Origin of the sequence: Paenibacillus sp. S-12 (genome assembly GCF_030363895.1) — a bacterium.
Taxonomy (GTDB): domain Bacteria; phylum Bacillota; class Bacilli; order Paenibacillales; family Paenibacillaceae; genus Paenibacillus_B; species Paenibacillus_B alvei.
The window spans coordinates 366,755-391,138 of record NZ_JASIUF010000026.1; the positions used below are offsets into that span (position 1 = coordinate 366,755).

General features: G+C 49.2%; 20 protein-coding genes and 1 pseudogene. 7 read left to right on the plus strand and 14 right to left on the minus strand.

The genetic code is table 11. The features are described 5' to 3' along the window. The first annotated feature begins 6 nt into the window (after positions 1-6). Entirely contained in the window at positions 7-852 is an 846-nt protein-coding gene (locus tag NO352_RS24330; protein WP_289356964.1) for a PhzF family phenazine biosynthesis protein, read from the plus strand. A 17-nt stretch (positions 853-869) separates the two neighbouring features. Further along, the gene (locus NO352_RS24335; protein ID WP_163974398.1) at positions 870-1,013 is read left to right on the plus strand and encodes a hypothetical protein; all 144 of its coding nucleotides are present in this window, start codon (positions 870-872) and stop codon (positions 1,011-1,013) included. A gap of 62 nt (positions 1,014-1,075) precedes the next feature. On the opposite strand, the gene NO352_RS24340 is transcribed toward NO352_RS24335, so the two are convergent. The 3 genes from NO352_RS24340 to NO352_RS24350 form a co-directional block, all read right to left on the minus strand. Continuing rightward, positions 1,076-1,903 (minus strand): DNA adenine methylase, encoded by an 828-nt coding sequence (locus tag NO352_RS24340; protein WP_005543317.1) that lies wholly within the window; start codon positions 1,901-1,903, stop codon positions 1,076-1,078. A 187-nt stretch (positions 1,904-2,090) separates the two neighbouring features. Further along, positions 2,091-3,377, minus strand: a complete 1,287-nt coding sequence (locus NO352_RS24345; protein ID WP_268598959.1) for a Fe-Mn family superoxide dismutase — start codon at positions 3,375-3,377, stop codon at positions 2,091-2,093. Between the two features lie 187 nt (positions 3,378-3,564). Beyond that, positions 3,565-4,587, minus strand: coding sequence for an alpha/beta hydrolase (locus NO352_RS24350; protein ID WP_005543315.1), 1,023 nt, complete (start codon positions 4,585-4,587; stop codon positions 3,565-3,567). 339 nt (positions 4,588-4,926) lie between these two features. Here NO352_RS24350 and NO352_RS24355 point away from each other — a divergent pair, with 339 nt between their 5' ends. After that, positions 4,927-5,676 carry an IclR family transcriptional regulator gene (locus tag NO352_RS24355; RefSeq protein ID WP_040735265.1) on the plus strand — a complete coding sequence of 250 codons (750 nt, stop codon included), beginning with the start codon at positions 4,927-4,929 and terminating at the stop codon, positions 5,674-5,676. A 278-nt stretch (positions 5,677-5,954) separates the two neighbouring features. Here the strand turns inward: NO352_RS24355 and NO352_RS24360 are convergent, their stop codons facing one another. The 7 genes from NO352_RS24360 to NO352_RS24390 form a co-directional block, all read right to left on the minus strand. Then, complete coding sequence (locus tag NO352_RS24360; RefSeq protein ID WP_005543313.1) at positions 5,955-6,692, minus strand: ABC transporter ATP-binding protein; 738 nt, start codon at positions 6,690-6,692, stop codon at positions 5,955-5,957. Further along, positions 6,689-7,528 (minus strand): ABC transporter permease, encoded by an 840-nt coding sequence (locus NO352_RS24365; protein WP_289356965.1) that lies wholly within the window; start codon positions 7,526-7,528, stop codon positions 6,689-6,691. Before NO352_RS24365 ends, NO352_RS24360 begins: the two co-directional genes overlap by 4 nt. Further along, positions 7,525-7,983 carry a nitrous oxide reductase accessory protein NosL gene (locus tag NO352_RS24370; protein ID WP_289356966.1) on the minus strand — a complete coding sequence of 153 codons (459 nt, stop codon included), beginning with the start codon at positions 7,981-7,983 and terminating at the stop codon, positions 7,525-7,527. The genes NO352_RS24365 and NO352_RS24370 overlap by 4 nt, the downstream gene beginning before the upstream one ends. Then, positions 7,980-9,431, minus strand: a complete 1,452-nt coding sequence (locus NO352_RS24375) for a right-handed parallel beta-helix repeat-containing protein (protein ID WP_289356967.1) — start codon at positions 9,429-9,431, stop codon at positions 7,980-7,982. Before NO352_RS24375 ends, NO352_RS24370 begins: the two co-directional genes overlap by 4 nt. A gap of 80 nt (positions 9,432-9,511) precedes the next feature. Next, on the minus strand, positions 9,512-10,915 hold the full coding sequence (locus NO352_RS24380) for a sensor histidine kinase (protein ID WP_289356968.1): 1,404 nt from the start codon (positions 10,913-10,915) through the stop codon (positions 9,512-9,514). A gap of 4 nt (positions 10,916-10,919) precedes the next feature. Next, a complete protein-coding gene (locus NO352_RS24385; RefSeq protein ID WP_005543308.1) occupies positions 10,920-11,597 on the minus strand; it encodes a response regulator transcription factor in 678 nt (225 codons plus the stop codon). An 18-nt stretch (positions 11,598-11,615) separates the two neighbouring features. After that, a complete protein-coding gene (locus tag NO352_RS24390) occupies positions 11,616-12,602 on the minus strand; it encodes a YncE family protein (protein WP_005543307.1) in 987 nt (328 codons plus the stop codon). Positions 12,603-12,813: 211 nt separating this feature from the next. Here NO352_RS24390 and NO352_RS24395 point away from each other — a divergent pair, with 211 nt between their 5' ends. Then, complete coding sequence (locus NO352_RS24395) at positions 12,814-13,527, plus strand: nitrous oxide reductase accessory protein NosL (RefSeq protein ID WP_268621278.1); 714 nt, start codon at positions 12,814-12,816, stop codon at positions 13,525-13,527. A gap of 136 nt (positions 13,528-13,663) precedes the next feature. On the opposite strand, the gene NO352_RS24400 is transcribed toward NO352_RS24395, so the two are convergent. Next, positions 13,664-15,070 (minus strand): hypothetical protein, encoded by a 1,407-nt coding sequence (locus NO352_RS24400; RefSeq protein ID WP_289356969.1) that lies wholly within the window; start codon positions 15,068-15,070, stop codon positions 13,664-13,666. A 401-nt stretch (positions 15,071-15,471) separates the two neighbouring features. Here NO352_RS24400 and NO352_RS24405 point away from each other — a divergent pair, with 401 nt between their 5' ends. Beyond that, on the plus strand, positions 15,472-16,314 hold the full coding sequence (locus NO352_RS24405; RefSeq protein WP_289356970.1) for an S-layer homology domain-containing protein: 843 nt from the start codon (positions 15,472-15,474) through the stop codon (positions 16,312-16,314). A 273-nt stretch (positions 16,315-16,587) separates the two neighbouring features. Here the strand turns inward: NO352_RS24405 and NO352_RS24410 are convergent, their stop codons facing one another. The 3 genes and pseudogenes from NO352_RS24410 to acnA form a co-directional block, all read right to left on the minus strand. Continuing rightward, complete coding sequence (locus NO352_RS24410) at positions 16,588-17,673, minus strand: glycosyltransferase family 61 protein (protein WP_268598952.1); 1,086 nt, start codon at positions 17,671-17,673, stop codon at positions 16,588-16,590. Positions 17,674-17,882: 209 nt separating this feature from the next. Next, positions 17,883-18,502 (minus strand): annotated as a pseudogene (locus NO352_RS24415) (flavin reductase family protein). A gap of 490 nt (positions 18,503-18,992) precedes the next feature. Next, positions 18,993-21,716 (minus strand): aconitate hydratase AcnA, encoded by a 2,724-nt coding sequence (gene acnA, locus NO352_RS24420; protein WP_289356971.1) that lies wholly within the window; start codon positions 21,714-21,716, stop codon positions 18,993-18,995. 325 nt (positions 21,717-22,041) lie between these two features. Between acnA and NO352_RS24425 the strand changes: the two genes are divergently transcribed. Both NO352_RS24425 and NO352_RS24430 read left to right on the plus strand, forming a co-directional pair. After that, positions 22,042-23,046: an amidase domain-containing protein gene (locus NO352_RS24425; RefSeq protein ID WP_268621287.1), complete on the plus strand. Its 1,005-nt coding sequence runs from the start codon at positions 22,042-22,044 to the stop codon at positions 23,044-23,046. Positions 23,047-23,106: 60 nt separating this feature from the next. Continuing rightward, positions 23,107-24,210, plus strand: a complete 1,104-nt coding sequence (locus NO352_RS24430; RefSeq protein ID WP_289356972.1) for a D-alanine--D-alanine ligase — start codon at positions 23,107-23,109, stop codon at positions 24,208-24,210. Positions 24,211-24,384: the final 174 nt, after the last annotated feature.

Consider the following 24,384-nt stretch of genomic DNA (forward strand, 5'->3'; position numbering starts at 1 on the left):
ATGGATATGAAGGTATACATCGTAGATGCATTTACAGATGCGCCATTCCGCGGCAATCCCGCTGCGGTATGTCTCGTCGAGCAGGAATGGAATGAGACGTTGATGCAGCATATTGCATCCGAAATGAATTTATCAGAAACGGCATTTGTTCGTATTGCGCCTGAGGGGGATAGACACATCCTCGGACTGCGCTGGTTCACGCCAGAGGTCGAAGTTGACTTGTGCGGACATGCAACGCTTGCAACGGCTCATGTGCTGCGGCAATGCGGAATTGCTCGTGGTAAGAGCATCTCCTTCGATACCCTAAGCGGGATACTCCATGCAGAATATAAGGAGGACGGGGACAAATGTGAAATTACGCTGGATTTCCCTGCTTCTACGCTAACGCCTGTTGACGACGAAGCATTGTGCATACGTCTGGAAGAGGCGCTAGGCTGCTCCGTTCATGAGGTGTTCAGAAGCCGGAATGAACTGGTGGCTGCCGTCGATTCGGAGCAGACCGTACGATCATTACAGCCCAATTGGGAGCAGCTGAAGGCATGCGGTCATGAAGAGATAGGCGTGCTTGTTACAGCACTAGCAGATGAATCGGCCCATGAGGGGATTGATTTTGTATCACGCTGCTTCTTCCCAAGACTTGGTGTGAATGAAGATCCGGTTACTGGGTCTGCACATTGTACAACGGGGCCGTATTGGGGCGCCAAGCTTGGCAAATCATCGCTTGTCGGTCGTCAATGCTCTGCTAGAGAAGGCATTGTGAAGCTGAAACTGCAAGAGAAGCGCGTACAATTAACAGGAACGGCCGTATCCATTATGGAAGGTCAGTTCACTTTTTCATCGTTATCAATATGAGTTCAGGAGGGAGCTGAATGGGAATTATGTTAGAACTGCTCATTCTTATCTTGCTCTGCTGCAATCTTTTGCTCCTTCTGCGCATTAACAGTAAGCTTCCTAGGCGGGATCGCGCCCAGGAAGCTTACGAACGCGCGAAGAAAAAGTACGAGATGGATTGATGCCGGCATGATGCTGGGACGTGCACATCAAGTAGACCTATATCCAGATCACGTTATTCACTTCAGTAGTTCATAATAATGACCTCATTAATTACACCACGCCCGTCGCCCTTGGAATTAATGCTTCGCCTCGCTTTTACCGTATGTATCCGATATCCCTTGTACAACTCTTGAATATAGTCTGTTGCATGATTGGACAGCATGACATACACGCCGCGCTCACTTAATTCTTTGAATACATTGGCTAACCGCTGCTGTTCGGGGCGGCCGAATCCACCTTTGGCATAAGAAGTAAAGGCAGCAGTTGGAGTCAAGGTGTCATAGGGCGGATCGAAATAGACAAAATCACCTGCTCGTGCCTCCTGCACAGCGTCAGCGAAATCTCCATCCATCATTCGAATATTAGCGCGATTCAAATAAGCGGACATGCTGCGAATGGCGGTTTCTCGTATAATATTTGGCCGCTTGTACTTCCCGAATGGAACATTGAATTGTCCGCCTGCATTGACTCGGTACAATCCGTTATAGCATGTCCGATTCAAATAGATCAGTCTTGCAGCACGTTTAATAGGGGACATGGAGGTATATGCTTCTGAGTTCCGATCCCAGGCCCGTATTTCATAATAATAGTCCTCGTCGTTGCGGTGCTTGCGCAGTTCTTCAATAAGTCGGTCTGGCTGCTGCTTTATCATTTGGTACACGTTGATGAGCTCTTGGTTGACGTCGTTAATGGCCCCGTTGTCTGGCGTTAATGCTAGCAATAACGCCGCTCCGCCGATGAACGGCTCGAAGTAGGCTGCTCGCGTCCAGTCTGCCGGAGGAAGCAAGGGACGGATGCAGGGAAGTAATTGGCGTTTGCCGCCAGCCCATTTCACAATAGGTCTGAGCAATTCGCCTCACCCCTTTCGATGTCGATAACCCATAGTTCTGGTACAAAAGGAAAGCACGGCGCAGAACCGCACATGACCCAATTATTTTCCAGTTATTATTGTATAGAACGAAAAGGGCGCGGCGCAACGGCGAATAAGCTCGAAAAATAGGAAGTATGCTCCTCATTCATCGAATAGTGTTGCAAACTTAAAATGGAGTCCACTTTAAGGTACGAGCTTGCTCAAATCGATCAGAAACTACAGGCCAATTCACAACATTCCACCAATCAGCGATATATTTCGGCCGTTCATTTTGATGCTTCAAATAATAGGCATGCTCCCACACATCGATTGGCAGCAGTGGGATGATATCCCACTGGGATAGGTTCTGATGCTTCTCTGCCTGCAATATTTCCAATCTGCGGCTGCGCGGACTCCAGACAAGTATCGTCCAGCCGCCTCCCTCTACCTTCTCAGCAGCGTTCGTAAATTGCTTCCGAAAGGCTTCATATCTGCCGAAGTCGTGCTCGATCTGGCGGAGCAGCGGGCCTGTTGGTCTGCCGCCTCCCTGTGGGCTCATTACATCCCAAAATATAGTGTGCAGGTAGTGTCCTGCTCCGTTGAAGGCTAGCTCATTCTCCCAATATTTCACGAGTTCGAACTTATTCGTGCGTCTAGCCTCTGCCAGTGCCGTTTCAGCCTTATTCAAGCCATCGACATAGCTCTTGTGGTGCTTGTCGTGATGAATACGCATTGTCATTTCATCAATATATGGCTCTAGTGCATTATACGGATAGGGGAGCGGTGGAAGCTTGTGTCCCCCAATAGGAACGAAGGACTCATCATCTGACTCTTCACTGTGTTCAAACTGTGAACTGCGAGAATTGCCTATAAATGCGTGAATGCCCTGCATGGAATACTGCTGTTGCTGGTGCTGTGGATATTGTTGATGCTGATAAGGTGGATATGGAGGCCAATTGGAAGAAGGCTCGTTCACATCGGTAGAGTGAATACGAGCGGGTGGTTCAGTGTTATGGCTTGAGCGAACAGGACTGCTGCTCCCTTGTTCTTGTGCTGGGTAAAATACAGGCTTGATTGCTTGGAGGAAATATTGAGACCGTTCTGCAATGTGATCCAAGACGACAGGGGCGTGCTCGGTGAGCTGCACAGCTTGGCTGCTGTGCTTGATGGCTTCTAGATGCTGGACAAATTGCTCGGACTGATAGACAGAGGCGCGCAGCAATTCCTGAAGCTGTTGAAGCTGTTCGGGCTGAAGGGCGTCTGGCCGCTGTAATGCGGTACGCAATTGGGCCTTGGCCGCCGCCTCCGTTTGCGACAGCACCTGCTCCCATTGGGCGAGCAGCTGCACATATTCGGGTTCCAGCTGCGGCACAGCAGCCCGGATAACTTCTGTATTTCTCTTCTCCTGCTGTTTCCAGTACGTGCTCTCTTCTAACACACGAACAGGCATAAGCGGCCCGTAAATGAGCTGCAATGTTCTCCCTCCTTCTGATTAAGGTGGTTCTTTTTATTGTATTATCCTCATAGGTTGACCTATGTAAAAGGGTATAAAAAAACCGCAAGCTGGCTGCTTGCGGTTCATATTTCATTTTTATAATCAGCTTCGATTTTGGCTAAACAGGATAAACCTTAACCTGGTACCGAACGAGTTAGCTGAAAGTTTAGTTCTGAGCAATATAGAAGCCAGGATCAGAATGATAGGCCGCATTCAAAAATGCGGATGTTTTCGACAGATACTCCTTGCGCTGGGTACGATAGATAAGCTCATGCTGCGCATTAGGAACGATCCATGCCTCTGAAAGCTTGTTGGACTGGTGAGCAGCTATACCCTCTGCGATTTCGAATGGCGCCTTAGAATCGGCTGTACCATGAATGAAGAAAATCGGTATCGAATAGTTCGTCGATTTCACTTCATTGTATGGAATCTGCTGTAGGCTCGTGCCGTTTACCGCTGGGAAGAACGTACGCAGCAAGTCAAGCGATGGATGCTTCGGCAGCGAAGTGTACTGCTGTAAATTATGATATAACGTATCCGGTTCCAGCAAGAAGGTGCTGTCTAGAATCATAGCATTAATATCATGCGTGAGCAGGGCCGCTTGAAGCGCAGTTCCGGCTCCCATGGAGAAGCCCCAAACGACGACATGTTCTGCGCCGCGCTCCTTCGCCAGCTTCACTGCGCCAAGTAGCTGTTCCTTCTCCAAACGGCCGCCTGTAGCTTTGGTAGGGTGCTGTTCGGACGCAAAGCCGTAGTCGAACATGATCACATTGTAGTCAAGTCTATGGGCGAACTTGGCAAGATCGTACATCGGAACCCAGTATTCTTCGCGATTGGCTCCGTAACCATGACTGAATATCAAGGTGCGCTTGGAAGGCTTTTCGGATGGAATGTACCAGCCATCGATTAGCGTATGACCGTCACGAGCGGGAAATGATACTGTTTCATACTTCATGCCCTTGGCCTCCATCGGATTCGAAAACAGAGGAGGCACCTGCGGATTGGCGAACATCCAGGCAATGAATCCATGCAGGGCGAGAAAAATGACTATTGCAGCGAAGAAGGTCGATAAGGACAGCGCAATCGCTACATGCTTCACTCGAAGTCTGCGGGCCGCGGCAGGGGCGGCCCCGGAAGGGCCAAGCCATTCAGGCTGAAGCGCGGGAGATGTAATGACAGGTGTGCTCATGGGGGTGACCTCCTTCGATGATGGAATAACAATGAAGAACAATGTCGAGCAAAAGAAATTTATATAGAACAAAAGTCCCGATAGGAGCTTATTCGTGTAATCGGTATCTTCATATCATCATCGTATGCGGGAATCCGCATAGGGTCAACGAATTTGCGTGATTTGTAAGGTGTTTGTAATCGTACCGTAACATTGCAATCTCCCTGTAAAATCATGTCGAAATAAAGGACGTTCGTAGGAGATAAGTGCAGGGCATGAGATTCTTTACGAAAACGAGGAAGAGAGTTATACTAGTTGTAACGCCGTTCCATACTATGGAACTAAAGAGGGAGATACATGGTGGAAGAACGAGGAAAGCTAACTGTACGCGCTGTGGAGCGCGCACTCGATATATTAATGTGCTTTGCCAATGAGCGGGACATGAGTCTGACGGAGCTCGCCACTCGTGTTGGCTTGAATAAAAGCACGGTTCATCGGCTGATGACAACCCTGGAGGATCGGGGATTCGTACTTAAAAATGGCGATAAATACCGCCTTGGCTATCGGATATGGGAGCTGGCAGCGAATTTGACGCAGGTAGATGATCCAGCCCAACTGCTGCAGCCGGAAATGGAGCATCTGCGTGATCAACTCGATGAGACTGTTAGCTTATATGTGAGAGATGGCAATGATCGGATACGGATTCAGGCTGTTCAGAGCAATCAGGCAATTCGTCGAGTAGCGCCGGTAGGCGTACGATTGCCGTTATTCGTGGGAGCTTCCAGCAAGGTGCTGCTTGCCTTTGCTGAAATGCATGAGATTGAAGCCGCATTGCGTGATCCGCGCTGGCCATCGTCCATTGATAAGGACAGCTATATGAAGCAGCTTGAGGAAGTACGACGCTTGGGCTATGCAGTGAGCTTGGAAGAACGCGAGCCTGGGGCGGCGGCTGTATCTGTTCCGATCATGGATCGGAACCAGCGGCTTGTGGCGGCCTTATCGGTATCGGGGCCAGTTAGCCGAATGTCGGCAGAGACACTTGTTTCCTTTGCTCCGCAGATGATGGAGACAGCTCGGCGTATGGGTACAATGCTACTTACGATGCAGTAATGTTCCGGTAATCGAACTTGGGCAGCGTACACGAAAGTAAATAGGCCCCTCTTCTGATTGACGCGGAAGAGGGGCCTATTCATTTATTGAACCTGAAGGAGATTCCATTTATCGGAATGATCAGGCCGATGGGCTTGAATGACAGCGAATGATTCGGTCTTCCTTAGCGAAATGCTTCTAAGGGATTGTATGATTAAGCATGCACTGTGAATGATACGAACCTTGCGCCAGTTAAAGCAAGTACCGACATCGTTCTACTACAAGAGAAGAAGCACGAATTACGAACTAGTGGCTACGCGCTGGCACGTATCATAAAATACGGCTTCCAAGGAACGATGTCCATTCTCTGTACGGCAAAGCCTAGCAACTGAATCGCAGGCGACCATGACTCCTTCGTTCATGAAAGCGACAGTATCGGCCGTGTCCTCCACGACAGACAAAATATGAGTCGAATACAGGATTGTTGTTCCCTTCCTGCGTTCTGCATGGAGCAGCTCCTTGAACGTATGTACCCAATAAGGATCAAGTCCGTTAGTTGGCTCATCCAGAATGATAATCGGTGCTTCAGGCAGCAGCGCTTGTGCGAGAGCGAGCCGCTGCTGCATTCCCTTGGAATAGTGGCTTACCTTTTTATGTTTATCCCGTTCCAATCCAACGAGGCGGAGCAGTTCATCGATGCGATTCCGCGGCACCTGCAAAAGCTTGGAGAAAAAGTGCAGCACCTCGTATCCCGTTAAGGAACGGGGAAATACCATATTGTCCGGCATATAGGCGAATGTGGATTTATAGGCGTTGTCCTTCGACGATACCATGCGCCCGTTCAAGTAAATGCTGCCTGACGTCGGCTTTACGATTCCAATCATCATCTGAATGATCGTGCTCTTCCCAGCGCCATTGCCTCCACATAAGGCGAAGCATTCGCCTTGACCAACTGAGAAGTGGATATTACGCACCTGATTCTGCTTGGAATAAATCTTGGATACGTTATCGAATTGAATCATCGCATTCGTGGTCATTCGCGGATGCGCACCCCCTGCTTCACAATGATGATGGATAAGACAAGCGGGACAATGATCCACGCTGCAGCCGCCAGACAGAGGGCAATTTGTCCGGCGCTTCCTTCAGCCCATATCGTAAAGTCATAAAGCGTCGGCCCGAATATCATGCCACTCTTCATTTGAACGATGCTCCACACCCGTATCAGCTCGACTGGATTGAACAGGATGGATGTGGTTAAGAGCGTAATGATCCAATTATAAGGGACAACACTGGAGATACCCATCACGATATATTCGTACAGGAGCACGCAGAGCGCCCATGTCAGAATGCTGATGCCGAGCGCTTGGAAGCGCGTACCGGCGTATACGCCGATGACCGAAGCTATTGCCAGAAAGACGGCTGCAAGCAGTAGGGTCAGGGCGATGAAGAGAAAAAACAAGGAAGCGGCAAATATGCCAGTGCGGTTCGTGACCCATAGCACAGTTCCGACAATGCCGTAGCCGATTAGGATAACGGCTCCTATGGCTCCCAGCATGCCTATATATTTGCCGAGTACAATAGAGGTAGACGATACCGGATAGGTGAGCAGGAGCTGGTAGCCCCCGTCCTCCTTATCTCCCGCGAGCATTGTGCTGCCCATTAACAGGGTGAGCAGCGGAACGAGAAACAGGGATAAATTCAAAAGTCCGGCTGTCATTCTCGTAAACCCTTCATACCCGGATTGATAGCCGGCGCTGCCGAAGAATACGATGAATAGCGCCAGTAATGTAAATAATAATGAGAAGCTAGCCAGCCAGCGGCTGCGGATAATCAGCTTCATTTCCTGCTTCGCAATTGAACCTATGTGCTTCATTGGTGACCGTCCCATTTATGCTGCTTCAGGTCAGGGAATGACAACACATTGCCTTTGCCCTCCTGTGACACGTAGTGCTCTGCTTCTTCCTTGCTTGGAAAGGCCAGCACGCCATTCGCCATTGGTGTCCAGAAGTCTTGATGGTAGGCGAACCAAGCCTGCTCCAGCTCCACCCAATTGCTTGCGGCGTATACATAGGATTTAGCAATTGGATTATCTGCATTATGATACGTTTGGATATAATCCATCATGCAGCCGATGTCATCGAAGGTCATAATCTTGCCGTCTGTTAATACAACCTCTGTTGCGTAGCTTTCGTTCGCTACGCTCATATTGCATACGATGCATACATCGATATCAGGGTTAATCGGTCGCGGTTCATAGCTTGGCTTACCGCATGAAGTGACGAGCATAAGGCCGATTGCCACTACGATTGTCCCGAATCTCCAAGTCATTTCTGAATCCTCCCTTGTGCAAGAATAAATATGCCGCCAATTAGGAACAAGCATCCCGCGATGCCGATAAGTTGGCGATTGTCTGCAGGAAGCTCCCCTTCCAGGCCTGCTTGTGCTGTACCGTCTGCAATCGGTTGAGGGACGGGCCGCTGTGTAAGCGGAAATCGATCTGCTCCACTCGCAGTGCTAGTAGCAGGCAGCATGCGATTGACAGCGTTCCACAGCTGTATGGCAGGACTCTCGAAGTAGAATTGCAACTGCGGCTGCTTCGGCAGAAGCTTGTCATAGATGGAGCTTGCATAGTAAGGAAGCTCCCCGATGCCATCACCGGTAAGATCGAAGGAGGAATAGTCGTCCCAGTAATTTCCTGATGTGCCGTCATCAATGGCTTGCTTGTCGTCCAAGCTTCGTGCTTGTACGACATTGCCGATGAACTGGTTGCCTGATAGGGTAGTTCCGGTATTGCCCTTCAGCAGACTAAGGCCAAGATGATTGCCTGCAATGACATTGTCTGCAATCAGGCTGTCTCTTGCATCCTCCAGCCCGAGACCGTTGCTGTTGTCCATTATGCGGTTGCCCCGCATAGTGATGCGATCGGTGTTATAGAGGAGCGCTCCATAACCACGATAATCAAGCTGCTTCTGCATGATGTTCTGCTCAATTCGAAAGGAGGAGGAGCTCATGACCATCATTCCATTAATGTTGTACGTGAATTGATTGCCTGATACGAGACCGCCTTTGCCGAACATGAGATGAATAGCGTAGCGCGAATCGGATATCGTGTTATCGCTTAGCGTGCTGTCGGCCGCGAAGTCGATGTAAATGCCATCCTGCACATTATAAATATCATTGCCTCGCACGACATTGCCACTTCCGTAGAACAGGTGAATGCCGTTGCCTCGCTTAGAGATACGATTGTTATTGCTCGTTATTGTGTTGTTCTCAATCTGATTGCCGTGTCCTTTGTTGACATAGATGCCATTTTGGACGCGAGACAGCGTATTGGACACGATCAAATTGTCCGAGGAGGCGATATAAATACCCGCATCCTGCTTTTTATTTCCGCTCTGGTTAATCTGAAATCCGCTCAAGGAAACGCCGGAGGCGGTAATCGTGATGACATGACCTTGATGATTGCCGCTCAGCATAACTTTGGCATTGTTGGCAGCTTGCAGCTTCAACGGCTTATTAATGACAAGCTGTTCATGATAGCTGCCTTCCTGTACAGTAATGGTTGCGTCTCGTTCAGCTTCATTAATGGCCTTTTGGATCGAATCTCCGGCACGAACGATGAGCATTTTCCCGTTAGCGTTAGCGGCATACAGCTTGCTTGTGCCTGGGAAGCAGGTGAGGAGAAACAATAGCAATGCTAGAGCGGCTAGCAGCGTCTTTCTGTTCATTTGCCTGCAATTAGTCACAATTGGCCACCATCCTGTTCCCATCTTCATTCCTTTGGCTCCTACATTACGACACAATTGTGTGAAAAGATGAAAGAATGTGTGAACGGAGCATGACAACCCGCAAGTCTTCATGTCTCTCTGTATCGCGGCAGTGCAATCGTCGCGGTCGTGCCCTCATGCTCGATGCTGTGCAAAGCCAGCGTGCCGCCATGCATAGCGACAATATTAGACACGATGGCAAGCCCCAGACCAGTACCGCCGTCCTTGCGGGTTCGCGCCTTATTGGCTCGATAGAACGGCTCGCTTATGTGAGGCAGATGTTCCGGGGCAATGCCAATGCCGGTATCGCTAATGCTCAGCTCACAATGGGTGTTCGAGGTTGCACGCAATCCGATTCTGATTGTCCCGTGCTTAGGCGTATACCTTATGGCATTGTCCAGCAGGTTATGGAGAACCTGTTCAATTCGATTTTGGTCGGCCTCAATGATAAGCTCCGGATCAAGCTCAGTTGCCAGTGTAATTTGCTGCTGGGACAGGATGGGCCTGTATGTCATCAGCACGTCCTCAATAAGCTGTGCATACACAAGATGGGTGATGGCAAGCGGATAGGCATTGTTCTCCAGCTTGGCCAGCTCCAGCAGATCATGAACCAGCCGCTGCATGCGGCCAGCTTCACGATGGATCAGTCCAAGATAGCTGCGCTGGTCTTGCACGGATTCTACAACCCCATCGAGAATCGCTTCGCTGTAACCCTTCACATAGCTGATCGGCGTTCGCAGCTCATGGGATACGTTTGCGAGAAACTCTTTCTTTCGATTATCCTCCAGGGCAACAGCGCACGCCATCTGATTGAAGGCTTGTCCCACCTTGCCGATTTCGTCATGTGTCGTAATTGGAACGCGCTGCTCATAATTGCCGAGAGCCATCTCATGGGCGGCAGCCTCCAAGCGGCGAAGAGGCTGCGTGATGCGATTGATTAATGTTCTGCCCAGCACAAGAGACAGGAGCACGAAGCAGACGGTGATCGGAATGAAAATACTGGTCAGTTCCTTATTCATCTCTATAATGGTTGCAAGCGGGATGTACAGGAACAAAATGCCCTGTAGGCGATTCTCGTCCAGAAGCGGGATGCTGACAGATAAAATCGTACGGCCGAATCGTTCTTCGAACCCCGATTTGGTAACGGGTTTTCCCTGAAGGAGCTGCTGGCGATCCTGCTCGCTGATGAGAGAGTCGTATTCAATTTCAAAAGGAAGGCAGGCGCTTAACTCACGAGGATTCGTGACAAGAAACACCTCCGAGTCTGACATCTTGTTGTACCAATCAATCTGATCGCGCAGCTTGGCGGTTACTTCTCCGCCGCTATAGTTGCTTGCAAGCCGCAGCCCTTCCAGCCGCAGTCCCTCGTCTACCTTTTCGACATAGTATTTTTCATAGAAATAGTGAGTGAGCGCATACGAAAAAGACACGGTTCCGATAATCGCCGCGCACACAATAAGCCACATTTTCTGTGCTAAGGTAAGCTGCTTCATGCGTTTACACCTCAAGTTTATATCCGATGCCCCACATCGTTTGAATGAATTCCCCCACATTGCCGAGCTTAATGCGCAGTGTTTTGATATGCGTATCTACAGTTCTAACACTGCCCTCGTAATCGATGCCCCACACGTGCTCCAGAAGCTGCTCACGGCTGAGTGCCTGTCCACGGTGGCGGCATAAGAAGAGCAGCAGCTCAAATTCTTTCAAGGTAAGAGATAAGGGTTCGCCGCATACCTTCACTGTTCTTCCTCGTTCATTAATTTCGATCTGGCCGTACTGTTGAACCGTTTTGTCTTCTGCGGATTCCCGGTGCACTCTGCGCAGAACCGCGTCGATACGTGCGATCAGTTCGCTTGGACTGAACGGCTTTACGATATAATCGTCGGCGCCGATCTTTAGGCCATAGACGCGATCCCATTCTTCTCCTCTTGCGGTCAAGAAGACGATCGGGACGTTAGAGGACTGGCGTATGTTCAGACAGAGCGTAAAGCCATCGAGTACCGGCATCATGACATCGGCAACAATTAGATCGATGGGCATGGCAGACAGGACTTCCAGTGCTTCCTCGCCGTTCGCGGCCTGATGCACCTCAAATCCGGAGTTCTTTAAGTACATTTGCACGAGTGCTCTCATATCATCTTCATCATCAATGATGAGCAATCGAGTTTGGTTCATGCTTGCTCCTCCTTGTGCTTATGAGTTGGACAGGATCTGGAATGGCCCCTGACCCACGGGAATGATTGAGCTGACGGTGAGTGACTCGGGATCGATAATATAGATTTCGTTGCTGTCATAGCTAGCGACGTATAAGTAGCTGCCAATGGCCTTCATTTCAAAAGGATTGGCGCCAATTTTGAGCGTGCCAAGCTCAGCGCCGGCGCTCCGATCGAACTTGCGGAGCGTATTGGAACCGTGGCTCAATGCAAATATGCCTGTATTCGTCTGAGCGAAGCTTACGGGCATATAAGGAGCTGGGATGCGTCGAATCAGCAACCCAGTATCCATGTTGTACACATGGATGTCCGACTCGACCTCTGCTCCGGTTCCGTGGCCGCCAACCCACAGCTCACGTCGATCGTCCAAGAGCAGTCCGCCAGCTGAAGATTCATTAATGCCGAAAGTTTGTACAACCTTGTGTGATTTTGTGTCGATAATGGACATTGTCGTATCATCAAAATTGATGACGTACAGCCTGCTTCCGTCCTTCGCTTCATACATATGCAGGGGCTGCTTGCCGACAGGCACCTCGTACTCAAGCGTGCCGTCCAGGCGGAAAGCACGAATGGATTTATGGTGCTGATCGACAACATAGACAAGCTGCTTCGAATGGGACAGCAGCGCATTAGCCACACCTTTGCCTACGTTCCACGTCTTGATCTGCTTTCCTGTAGACAATTGATAAATAAGGGCCTTGTCCGCTTGCTTGCCGTAGACAAGTAACTGATCTTGTCCGAGGAATAGGGCGCCGCTTAGCGGAAAATCAAGCTGCCAGGTTGCGGACACTTTATTACGGGAAGGATCAAGGAAGGTGAGACTGTGATCCTTCACATTGGCGCTGGCGATAATAGGCTGCTGCTCTACGGGCTGGAAATGCTCCTTGCCGCACCCGGCAAGAACAAAAGCAAGAGCGAGCGGCACAAGCATAGGCAGCAGCTTGAGTATGAGAGATGCAGGGCGCATAAGGCGCTTCCTCCTGTTATTCAAAAAATGGAATATAGCAACATTATAGCGGCTTTAGACATAAAATCTGATCAAATCTATGAAGTTTTGTACTTCTTTTTGGAAAATTGCAACATAAAGTTCAACAATTCATTTCACTTCCTTCACAATCTCCTCACAATTGCTTGCTAGCATTTGTTTTGTCAATGAATTCCATCGTGGAGGGTGTTATATGAAAAAGGGGTTAACTATTTTTATTTGTTCGATCATAATGCTGAGTATGCTGGCTGGATGCGGCGGTGCAGACCATGCGGGAGAGAAGGGCGGACAAGCTGCGGCACCAGTTGAAGGAGCAGCGATTTCGAATACGGGGAAGGAACTCGCTAGCCAATCAACTGAAAATAAGACACAATCCAAGCAAGAGCTGGCTGCACCACATGCGGAGGAGCCAACTCATGAGGACTTATGCGCCTTTTGCCAAATGAAAATCTATTTGAGAGAAGAAGATATGGGGATGTTTACAGCGCAAATGCAGACAGCAGATGGCCAGCATCTCTATTTTGACGATGTCGGCTGCTTATTGAATTATGAGCGAGATATGAAAGAGAAGCCGGCCGCATCCTGGGTAAGAGATTATAGTACCTTGGAATGGGTGTCAGCGAAGGATTCAACTCCGGTAAAGGCGGAAATTAAGACACCGATGAAATATGGCTATGCGTTGTTCGCTACACAGGACGCGGCAAAGAAGTTCGTGTCGGACAATCAAGCGCTAAAGGGTAAGGAAGCAACGTGGAAGGAAATTGATGAAATATCCCACCAACGCTATTTGAAGCGAAAAGAGAGAATGAAAAATGGCGGCATGCATAATGGCAGTATGAACAAGTCAATGGATCATGGAAGTAATGGGGATGGCAAACACAAAAGCGAGGATAAGCACAATAAATGATGATGAACAGTAAACTGGGAATCTGTCAGGCATAATTGAAATGAATACGCTGAAAAGAGTCAAGATAATGCTGGATTAGACATATATATAGTCCCGCCTGTCGTTGCTGTAAAGTGGTGGCAGGCGGGACTTGTTGTTATAAGAAAAGCAGCAGCATCGCAACAAATGTCGTCACGGTTAAACCGATGATAACCGGAACGAGGTTCCGGCGCGCCAGCTCGAATGGGCTGACTCCGCATATAGCTGCAGCGGGAATGAGCGCCCAAGGGATGAGTGTTCCGCCTCCGACCCAGATTGCAGCTACTTGGCCAAGAGCAGTCAGGGTGTCGGTTCCGCCGCCAATGGCGGTACCGAATAGAGCTGCGATGGAGCCAGCGAGCGAGATGCCTGAAAATCCCGAGCCATCCAGTCCTGTAATTGCACCAACGATGGTGAGCGTAATTGCGCCGGCAGCCGGATGGAGAGGAACACTGTGCGCAAGCGCAATCCCTAAATCGTTCACAATGCCGTGTGAAGCGGAGGGCAGGGTTTTACCGAAGATTTCGAAGAAGGCAGAGTCGCCTAAATAGAAGAAGGCTGCAATCGGAATGACGGGGCCAAACACCTTGAAGCCGAACTGAAAGCCATCAACCAGATAGCTGGTCGTCTGCTCTAATGCTTGCAAGCGATGCGTAAGCAGAGTAACCGCGATGAGGATAATTGCAGCCGTCCCGCCGACAAGCGCAGTTGCTTCCCCGCCCTGAAGATTTAGCTGGAACAACATGATGAGGTCGATAACGAAGAGGAGGGGAATAAGAATGGCTAAAATCATTTTTGCGACAGGGGATAAGGGGATACGGGTCACTTCGAAGCTGCTGCGGTTGTTGTTTTTAGCGATTCCCGTGCTCATAGTCAGACGTCCGAGTCCCATATCGCGGCGCATCATCCAGAAAGCAACGAATGTTGTTACGATTCCCATTACGAGCACGAGCGGGACACTTGCTTCAAGGATGCTTTTCACCGGCAATGCGGCAGCATCGGCGGTAAGCTTCGGAGCTCCCTGAATAATGAAGTCACCGGATAACGCGATCCCGTGACCGAATAGGTTCATAGCCATTGCTACAGCTAGCGGCGGCAGCCCTACGCGAATCGCGGCAGGCAGCAGGACAGCGCCAATAAGGGCAACGCCGGGAGAGGGCCAGAAGAAGGTGCTGATGACAACCATAACGATCCCGACCGTCCAGTAGGCAAGCGCGGGTCCGCGCATAAGCTTGGTGAACGGTGAAACCATTGTTTCATTAATGCCGGATGCGAGAAGCACGCGGCTCATCGCAACAATAATAGAAATGATAAGAATGGTGCCAAGTAATTCTCTAATAGCATAAATGAAGCTGGTGAAAATGCCGCTGACCGCTGAGCTGACTGAGGCAGTCGCAAGCAAGCCCAGCAGGAAAATCCCCGCCATACATACGATTGTTGTATCCCTCCGCATGATGAGAAAGCCAATAATAAGCCCAATGAACAAGAGATACAACCAGTGTATCCCGACAAGCGTGACATCCAATGGAATCGCCTCCCCAAAAAATATTGCAAGCGTTAACATAGATTTCGGAAGCGTGAAGCCACTTCGAATTATGTGTTTTATCCTATGCGAATACCTATCATATGGTCATGATAATGGTTGAAATTTTAACGATCATATTAACATTTTCAATCTACTTTCCAATAACAAGTAAGGCAAAAAGGGGTAGATCTAAAGAACCTCTTCCTGTACGGAGTGAGAAGGTCTAAATACTTATTCATAAATGTTAAAAAAGAATGAAATGAGTATTTGGAACTAATATAGCAGCTTAGATATACGTTAGGGGATGAAAGAATTGAAAGACAATTGGAGAACATGGTTGTCCAGCTTGCTAGTCAGCAGCTTGCTCTTCACCATGGCTGCACCGGCACATGCGGCAATGAATGACTCGAAGGATAGTAGGATGGGGGGGCATTCAGGAGGACAATGACAATTCGAAGGTATTGTACACGGATTTGTCAGGCCATTGGGCGCAGCAGGCGGCACTAAAATGGAGCAAGCGCGGTGTTGTGCAAGGCAATGAGGCGCAATCCTTTGTCCCAAATCGAATGGTGACGCGAGCGGAGTGGGCAGCGCTGCTAGGACGCATGTTCCAGCCACAGCCAGGCAAGCAGCCGGGCTTTATCGATGTGGCAGAGAAGAAATGGTACACCCAAGATATAGCGGCAGCTGTCAACGCAGGCTATATGAAAGGGCATGACACTAAGCAATTCAAACCGCAAGAGACATTAACGCGCCAAGAGGCGGAAGTGTCCTTGCAAACGATAATGAAGCTCGCATCCTCTGAGCGCAACTTGCCTTGGAAGGACAGTAAGCGGATCGCGACATGGGCGCAAGCGGCGGTTGCCGCGGTAACCGAACAAGGGCTGATGAAGGGATATGCAGATAGCTCCTTCCGCCCGAATCAAGGAATCACGCGAGCTGAAGCAATTACACTGCTCGATCGTGTCTTCGATGCTTATGGCACATGGATTGGTGCGGAAGGTGTACACGGTCCCACAACGGGAGAGCAGCAATTGAAAGGCACGGTTTTCATCAATGCGGCAGGAGTAACACTGCAAAACACCGTTATTGACGGGGACCTGATTATCGGCAAACAAGTTGGTGAAGGCGATGTTCATTTGAACAACGTGAAGGTCAAAGGAAATACATACGTATATGGCGGCGGGGATCATAACCCAGGGCTTGGCTCCAGGGCAATATCGCTTGGATCCGTTTGGCGGTAATGTTGTCGTGGTAGAAATTACGGATTAATAGCATTACGTTTTTTCCGTTCCCATTCTTTAATGAGTGATTTAGGAATCGGAAACGGAAAAGTGCCGATTAGAAGAGAAAGCATTGCTTCATTCCACACAGTGGGTATAAAGCAATGCTTTCTTTTTTGTAATCGATAAGGATGTTGCGTTTATTGATCTTGTCCTGTGCTGGCCCCTAATCCTCACTGGGATCTTGGCCTACCATATGGCAGGCATGCCTTAAATACTAAAATACTTAGATACTTAAATGCCTGCCATATGAAGCACGTGCTTTAGCTTGTCGATGTTGACGATCAGATTATCAAAGCCAGCGAGCGGTTTTGGCGGCTGCTCGATATCACATAGAACCTCATAGTAATTCATCCCTGCATGATTGCTTATCTTCCAAAAGTATCCATCCATAACCGTTATCGGCGTCAGTTCGATCAATGTAGAGCCTGGATTACAAAACACGGTATTAATGCTTCCGCTTCCGAACGGCGAGACGATAACTTGCGCGGATGAATAGATTGCAATCTTCTCCGCCGTGGACAGCGGTGTAAGCACAATGCGGACAAAGCCCTTCTCGGCCAAAACCTGCATGACTTCCTCTTCATTGATGACGTGACGAGCGAATGCATCTTGGCGGCTGACATAGATTCGTTCATAGCCAGGACGGGGAGCGATGGAAGTATCTTTCAAACGGGTGAGAATAAATTGATTGGCCCAGCGTGGACACCCGCCAATAAGGAACGGGATGGCCGGCACGACCAGCTTGTTTGCGACCAAATGGAAATCGTTGCGGTCAACTTGAATTAACTTTTCCATCGGAAAGCCGATCATTTGCAGCGACTCATATTGGAAAGAATGCGTCAGTTGGCCAACCAAATACTTGTCGATAGCGATTCCGCTCTGCTCCAGCAAATGAATGCGAGGCAAATAATCAAAAAACCAATGCCCAAAAATAGCTTGGTGATATGCATAGCCGGGAATATTCCAGCCCCACATTAATGTGGCTACAGTTTCTGGCGTATATTGCGGCTCAGGAAGCTCATTGAACGGGTAAGGATAAGGGGGAAGTTCAACGTCTTGAAGCCGGAAATGGTCGGGGGTTACGACGTGACCGCTCCCTGTCATGACCCTTCCTCCCGGTATTACTGCCACGAATGCCTCATCAAAGTGACAGATAGATCCCCATCGAGGCGTGTCCACTCCTTTGGGCGGGGGCAGCATAATCGTTTCACTAGGATAAATCACACGATATCGTTCTTGAAATTGTTGAAGGTTAAGAGCGGTTCCGGCAGCCCAGTCTCGGGTTCGTTTATAAGTCTGATTCGGAAATATATTCATCACTCCAGCCCTCCTTTTGCAGATTGTTTCAGTTGCAATATGCCGTGAATAGACTCTATGAATAGAGTATGCAAAAGAACAAGGGGCAGCGAGGGCAGTTCCAAAGGGGAAGATGCACAATTTTCACATACATGTTCAACTTGGAATGATAAATACGCTGACCGGAAAAAGGATCTTACTTTTCCGGTACGGCGGCTTTTTTTGCTGATTTATGTTTCTGCTCGGTATGTCTTACCCAGCTCAGCACTCAATCCGAAGTAATGGCGGAAGTTATAAATCAGAGGACTCCATTTCCGAGGATCGATATGATTATCGTCGATGCGGATATGCTGGTGGGCATGCACATGAACAGCTTCCGTCTCGACAATTGCCATAAACGAAGTATGCTCGGGGATACGGATATGTCTCACCTGTGCTTCAATTTGAATCGGGCATTCCGCAATGCGTGTAGGCTGTACGGCAAATGACTCAATCGGCGTCAGTTCACCTGCCTCGTATTTATCCTTATAATAAGAAAACCCTACCGGCAGCTTCCATTCAGGAACCTGCTGCTTTCCTGTATAAGGCGCCAGCTTTTCGACATTTCCCCACAAATCAGGACTTGGCAATTGATGACGCATTCTTGATGACGCTGTAGATTTTCAATTGCTTTGCTTTCTAGCCCGATTCCGAGCACAACGCAATTCCCTAACGCCCAAGAGGAGGACAGGGGGCTAATATTGACAGTTCCATCTTCATTTAAGGTGCTCAATAAAATAACGGGTGTTCCATAATAGAGGATTTTCGGTTGAATGTGTTTTGTTGCGATTTTTTGTTTGCTCGTTTCCATAGGTTGATGCGGAAAGAATACTGGAGCTGGGCTGGATAAAGAGGCTGCCGGATACGAGGGCCATTCATATAACGGAGTCGGGGGCGGCAGGCTTGAAAGAAACGCTCGGAATCGACCTAACGATTCCTGCAGAGTAATCTCAGGTTGACGTTTATATAGAAACGAGAAGGCTAAGGTTGATTCCTTTCGGATTCGGTCGGCGTTTAGATGTGTGTGACTCTCAAAGAAAACAGATGGAGTTGAGACGTGAACAGCTCTCCATACAGAGAAAACTTGCAGAAAAGGGAGATAGCTGAAGCTGCCATTGCTGAGTTTTTCATTACAATCATTCAATCATTACAGCCGTAAATTATTGAGTTATACTTCTCTTTTTTTCTTTGAACTAAAAAGCACCCCTTACACTTTATTGGATGAACACATAAGGTGCCCTGCCAATATTGTTGTAAGGGGTGCTCTTTCATTTACAATGTTGGGCCGATCTTATTTATGTTTACGCGTGCGAGCGTTCTTGCGCAATCATTTGGCGGAGCACCGTTTGCAGGATACCACCGTTATGATAGTAGTCTACATCAACCATGCTGTCGAGACGAACGGTAACCGGGAATTCGAATTGCGTTCCGTCTTCGCGTGTCGCCTGCACTTGCAGGGTTTGTCCCGGCTCTACGCTGTTGGACAAGCCAACGATGCTGAAGGTTTCTGTTCCCGTCAAGCCAAGTGTTTTCCAACTGTTTCCGTCTTGGAATTGCAGCGGGAGCACGCCCATACCGACAAGGTTGGAACGGTGGATGCGTTCGAAGCTTTCCGCGATAACAGCTTTTGCGCCGAGCAAATAAGTGCCCTTAGCAGCCCAGTCACGGGAGCTTCCTGTACCATATTCCTTACCTGCAATAACGATCAGGTTCGTCCCTTCCGATTGATACTTCATGGAAGCATCATAGATGGACATGACTTCATCCGTAGGCAAGTACTTCGTTACGCCGCCCTCTGTGCCTGGAGCAATCTGGTTGCGGATGCGGATATTCGCGAATGTACCGCGCATCATGACCTCGTGGTTGCCGCGGCGGGAACCGTACGAGTTGAAGTCTTGACGAGCAACACCGTTATCGATCAAGTATGTTCCTGCTGGGCTGTCTGCCTTAATATTGCCGGCTGGAGAAATATGGTCAGTTGTTACGGAATCGCCGAGCAGCGCCAATACCTTCGCGTCGCGGATATCTGCAATATCGTTCAATTCAGAACCGAGGTTCGAGAAGAACGGGGGATTCTGAATGTACGTGGACTTTTCATCCCACTCATACAATTCGCCTTCTGGAACTGGAATGGAGTTCCAGCGTTCGTTTTGCGTAAATACATTTTCGTATTTGGCACGGAACATATCTGGCGAAATCGCTTGGGCAACAGCTTCTTTAATTTCTTCAGATGTAGGCCAAATATCCTTTAAGAATACAGGCTCATTGTTGTTGTCGTAGCCGAGTGGCTCGCTCGCAAGGTCGATGTTGACTGTACCTGCGAGTGCATATGCCACAACGAGCGGAGGAGAAGCAAGGTAGTTCGCCTTTACCTGTGCATGGACACGGCCCTCGAAGTTGCGGTTACCGGACAAGACAGCTGCAACGGTCATATCTTCATCTGCGATCGCCTTGCTTACCTCGTCAGGAAGCGGACCAGAGTTACCGATACATGTAGCGCAACCGTAGCCAGCAACGTGGAAGCCAAGCGCTTCGAGCGGCTCGATCAAGCCGGATTTGTTCAAATATTCTGTAACGACCAGCGAACCAGGAGTCAAGCTGCTCTTCACGTAAGCTGGCTTCTTCAAGCCGCGCTCTACCGCCTTCTTCGCAACAAGTCCTGCGCCGATCATTACGCTAGGGTTGGAAGTATTCGTACAGCTGGTGATTGCTGCGATCACAACAGCACCTGTCTTCAGTTGTGTTGTCTCACCGTTCGGATGAGCAACAGTAACTTGCTGTTCGATTTTCTCGTCGCTGAGTCCATATCCGCCCTTATCAATCGGCGTACGCACGATATCAAGGAAGGATTGCTTCATGTTCGTCAGTTCCACACGATCCTGCGGGCGCTTTGGACCTGCTAAGCTTGGTACGATCGAGCCGAGATCCAATTCAATGACATCCGTGAACACCGGATCTTCTGTAGCCTCCGTGCGGAATAATCCTTGAGCTGTATAATACGCCTTAACGAGCTCGATTTGCTCTTCGGAGCGGCCAGTCAATCTCATGTAATTCAATGTCTCTTGGTCAACTGGGAAGAAGCCGATCGTTGCTCCGTATTCTGGAGCCATGTTCGCTACAGTTGCGCGGTCGGCCAAACTGATGTTTCCAAGGCCTGGGCCGAAGAATTCAACAAACTTGCCGACTACGCCCTTCTTGCGCAGCATTTGGGTAACCGTCAGTGCAAGGTCAGTCGCCGTAGCGCCTTCCGCCAAGCTGCCTGTCAGCTTGAAGCCGATTACCTCTGGCGTAACGAAGTAGAGCGGCTGTCCGAGCATGCCAGCTTCTGCCTCAATACCGCCGACACCCCAGCCTACAACGCCAAGACCGTTGATCATCGTCGTATGCGAGTCTGTGCCAACGAGCGAGTCAGGATATACTTCGGTAACGCCATCGACCTGCTTCGTAGCAGCTACGGAAGCCAAGTATTCTAAGTTAACTTGGTGAACGATACCTGTTGCAGGCGGTACTGCACGGAAGTTGTCGAACGCGGTTTGCGCCCAGCGAAGGAAGCGGTAGCGCTCTTCATTGCGCTCAAATTCCACGTTCATGTTATATTCGAGAGCATCCTTTGAGCCGAATGCATCAACCATGACAGAGTGGTCGATTACGAGATCAACCGGAACAAGCGGGTTAATTTGCTTCGGATCTCCACCGGCTTTTTTCACTGTATCCCGCATCGCTGCAAGATCGACAACGACTGGTACGCCCGTGAAGTCCTGAAGCACGATACGTGCTGGAATGAATGGAATCTCTTTATTCTCATCACGGCCATTCGCCCAATTGGCGATTTGGTTCACGTGATCCTTCGTAATGGCGCGGCCATCGAATTGGCGCAGGGCTGCTTCAAGCAGCACCTTGATCGAAAATGGAAGGCGGGAAATATCGTGGCCTTGCGCCTCGAACGCCTCCAAGCTGTAATAACGGTAGGAATGATTGCCGACGGTTAGCTCGCGTGCTGTAGAAAAAGCATCTGTTCTTGCCATAGAGAAACCTCCTTCTTGGTTCTGTGTTCTCTTGCTTGGTGATGCTGAATCAAAGTATGTTGGTAGGTATTACAGGTAGTTGTTTTTCTTTCTGTTTCACCAGATGAAACATAATTTCATAATTGCTTCACATCTCCAGTATAGCGTGTTCCCGTATGAGCGTAAAGAGGTTTTTCTGCATAAAAATGCCTAAATGTACGTGCTCTTTGCTTCAAATATCCTCACGACATGAGCGATGTGATAGATGCATATAATGGTAGCAATATACCGCGGCTTTCAAGGACGGTTGTCCGCCGGAGGCGCGCCCGTACAAGGAGGCAGTAGCATGCGGCAAGATTGGAAGAATACGCTGTACCTATATGTAGATCAACATAATCGATCTGAAGTGGATGATCGGAATTACGCAGTTCAGGCTCCTATTGAAGATATGGATTATGTCATGAAGGCAAGCGAGCGGGCTAGAAGATTGAAATTGTGGTATCGCGAACGCGGAACGACACCGCTGAAAAGTGAGACGAAGGCGAAGATTGTGCGCAAGCATGAAGGCGACGGAGAGGTAGCTGTTGATTTAGAGTTTCATGTCCAGCGCGAATATGACCAGCAGGGCGTGACCTTATTCGATGAGCGAATCGATATCGAGCGGTTAATTTTGAACCGTGACGGTGACAGGTGGATTATTACTCGTGTAGAAACACCGGCCTATGAGCGTCATGGCAATCAAGTAGAAGGCGAACTAGTAGAGACGAGAAGTTATGCCGAAAAGCAGAGCCGCTCTGTACCTTTATTAAATCGTGATGTGTTAGGTAATATGCGGCCTCAGAAATCAGTTCCGTATCGCCGGGAGAAGGCTGTACAATATGCAGAGCAGTGGTGGAATGAGCCCAATCCCCGTTTTCTGTCGTTTGAGGTCGATTGCACCAATTATGTCTCCCAATGTCTCTTTGCAGGGGGAGTGCCTATGAACTATACTGGTAGAAGAGAAGCGGGCTGGTGGTATAAAGGGATGGTCAACGGTCAAGAAGGTTGGAGCTATAGCTGGGCAGTTGCAAACAGCCTGGAGCGTTTGCTTGCGAATAGTGGAACTGGTTTGCGGGCGGAACTGGTTGAACAGCCAACAGAGCTGCAGCTCGGCGATATTATCGCATATGACTGGGATGGCAACGGCCATTACCAACATACAACGATCGTTACCGCATTTGATGTGAACGGCATGCCGCTCATCAATGCACATACGACAAATAGCCGCCACCGTTATTGGGACTATCAGGATTCTTACGCGTGGACAGAGGCGACGCAATATCGCTTCCTTCATATTGTCGATGCCTTATAAAAGGACAATGAAGACAGCGTAGGGGGACAACAGGCGCTTGATGCGCTGACGGAGGGAATTATGGGACAACAGCAGAAGATGCGCGTCGGCTTGGTGTACGGCGGCAAATCAGGAGAACACGAAGTATCATTATCGACGGCATTTGCCGTTATGGGAGCAATGGATTACGAGAAATATGAAATTATTCCTTTCTATATTACGAAGGTAGGGGAATGGCGCATAGGAGAAGTGCGCCATCAACCGTTTAGCGATAAATCGGAACTTACATTAGAAGAGGCTGCTGGGCACACGAAGGATGCAATGGAAATGCTGTTCGCTCGAGTGGATCGCAATGGGATAGCGGAGCAGCGGATCGACGTCATGTTCCCGCTGATTCACGGAACGAATGGAGAGGATGGCACGATCCAAGGTTTGTTTGAAATGGCAAACGTACCTTATGTCGGCGCAGGCGTACTGGCATCATCTGTTGGTATGGATAAGGCCGTGATGAAGCAGGTATTTGCGCATGCGGGCTTGCCTCAGTGCAAATATGTTCATTTCATTCGCAGTGAATGGAAGAATCATCAGGCTGATGTTATGGCTAATATTGAATCAGAGCTTGGCTTCCCATGCTTCATTAAGCCAGCTAACCTGGGCTCGTCGGTAGGCATTTCGAAGGCGCGCAATGATGTGGAGCTGAAACAAGCGATTGAGGTTGCGCTCCGTTATGACCGCAAGGTTATTGTAGAGGAGTTCGTAGATGCTCGCGAAGTAGAAGTAAGCGTGCTTGGCAATGACGAAGCAGACGCATCCGTGCCAGGGGAAATTGTGTCCTCGGGTGAGTTCTACGATTACAAGGCAAAGTATCTCGACGGCAAATCTCAAATTGTCATTCCTGCGCCGCTGGACGAAGAGCTGTTGGATCGCCTTCGTGAGATGGCAGTTACCGCATTCCGTGCGATAGATGGCTCCGGCTTGTCTCGCGTAGACTTCTTTGTACGCCGTTCAGATATGCAGGTGTTCATCAATGAAGTAAATACAATGCCAGGCTTTACGCCGTTCAGCATGTATCCGCTCATGTGGAAGGAAACAGGGCTTGCGTACGGTGCGCTGCTGGATCGCTTGATTCAACTGGCGCTTGAACGCTATGAGGTAAAGCAGCAGCTTTATTTTGAGAACGTGTAAGCATACGGCACTTATGTAACATATTTATAGGAAGATACGAATGGGCTGTCTTGTAAGTAGAGAATCTACTTGCTGGGCGGGCCCATTTTTTATGATAGGAAGTATGGATATCTTATGGTTGGAAATGGAAATAAGAGAATTACAGAAATAGGAACCGAAAGTTGGATCTGCTAT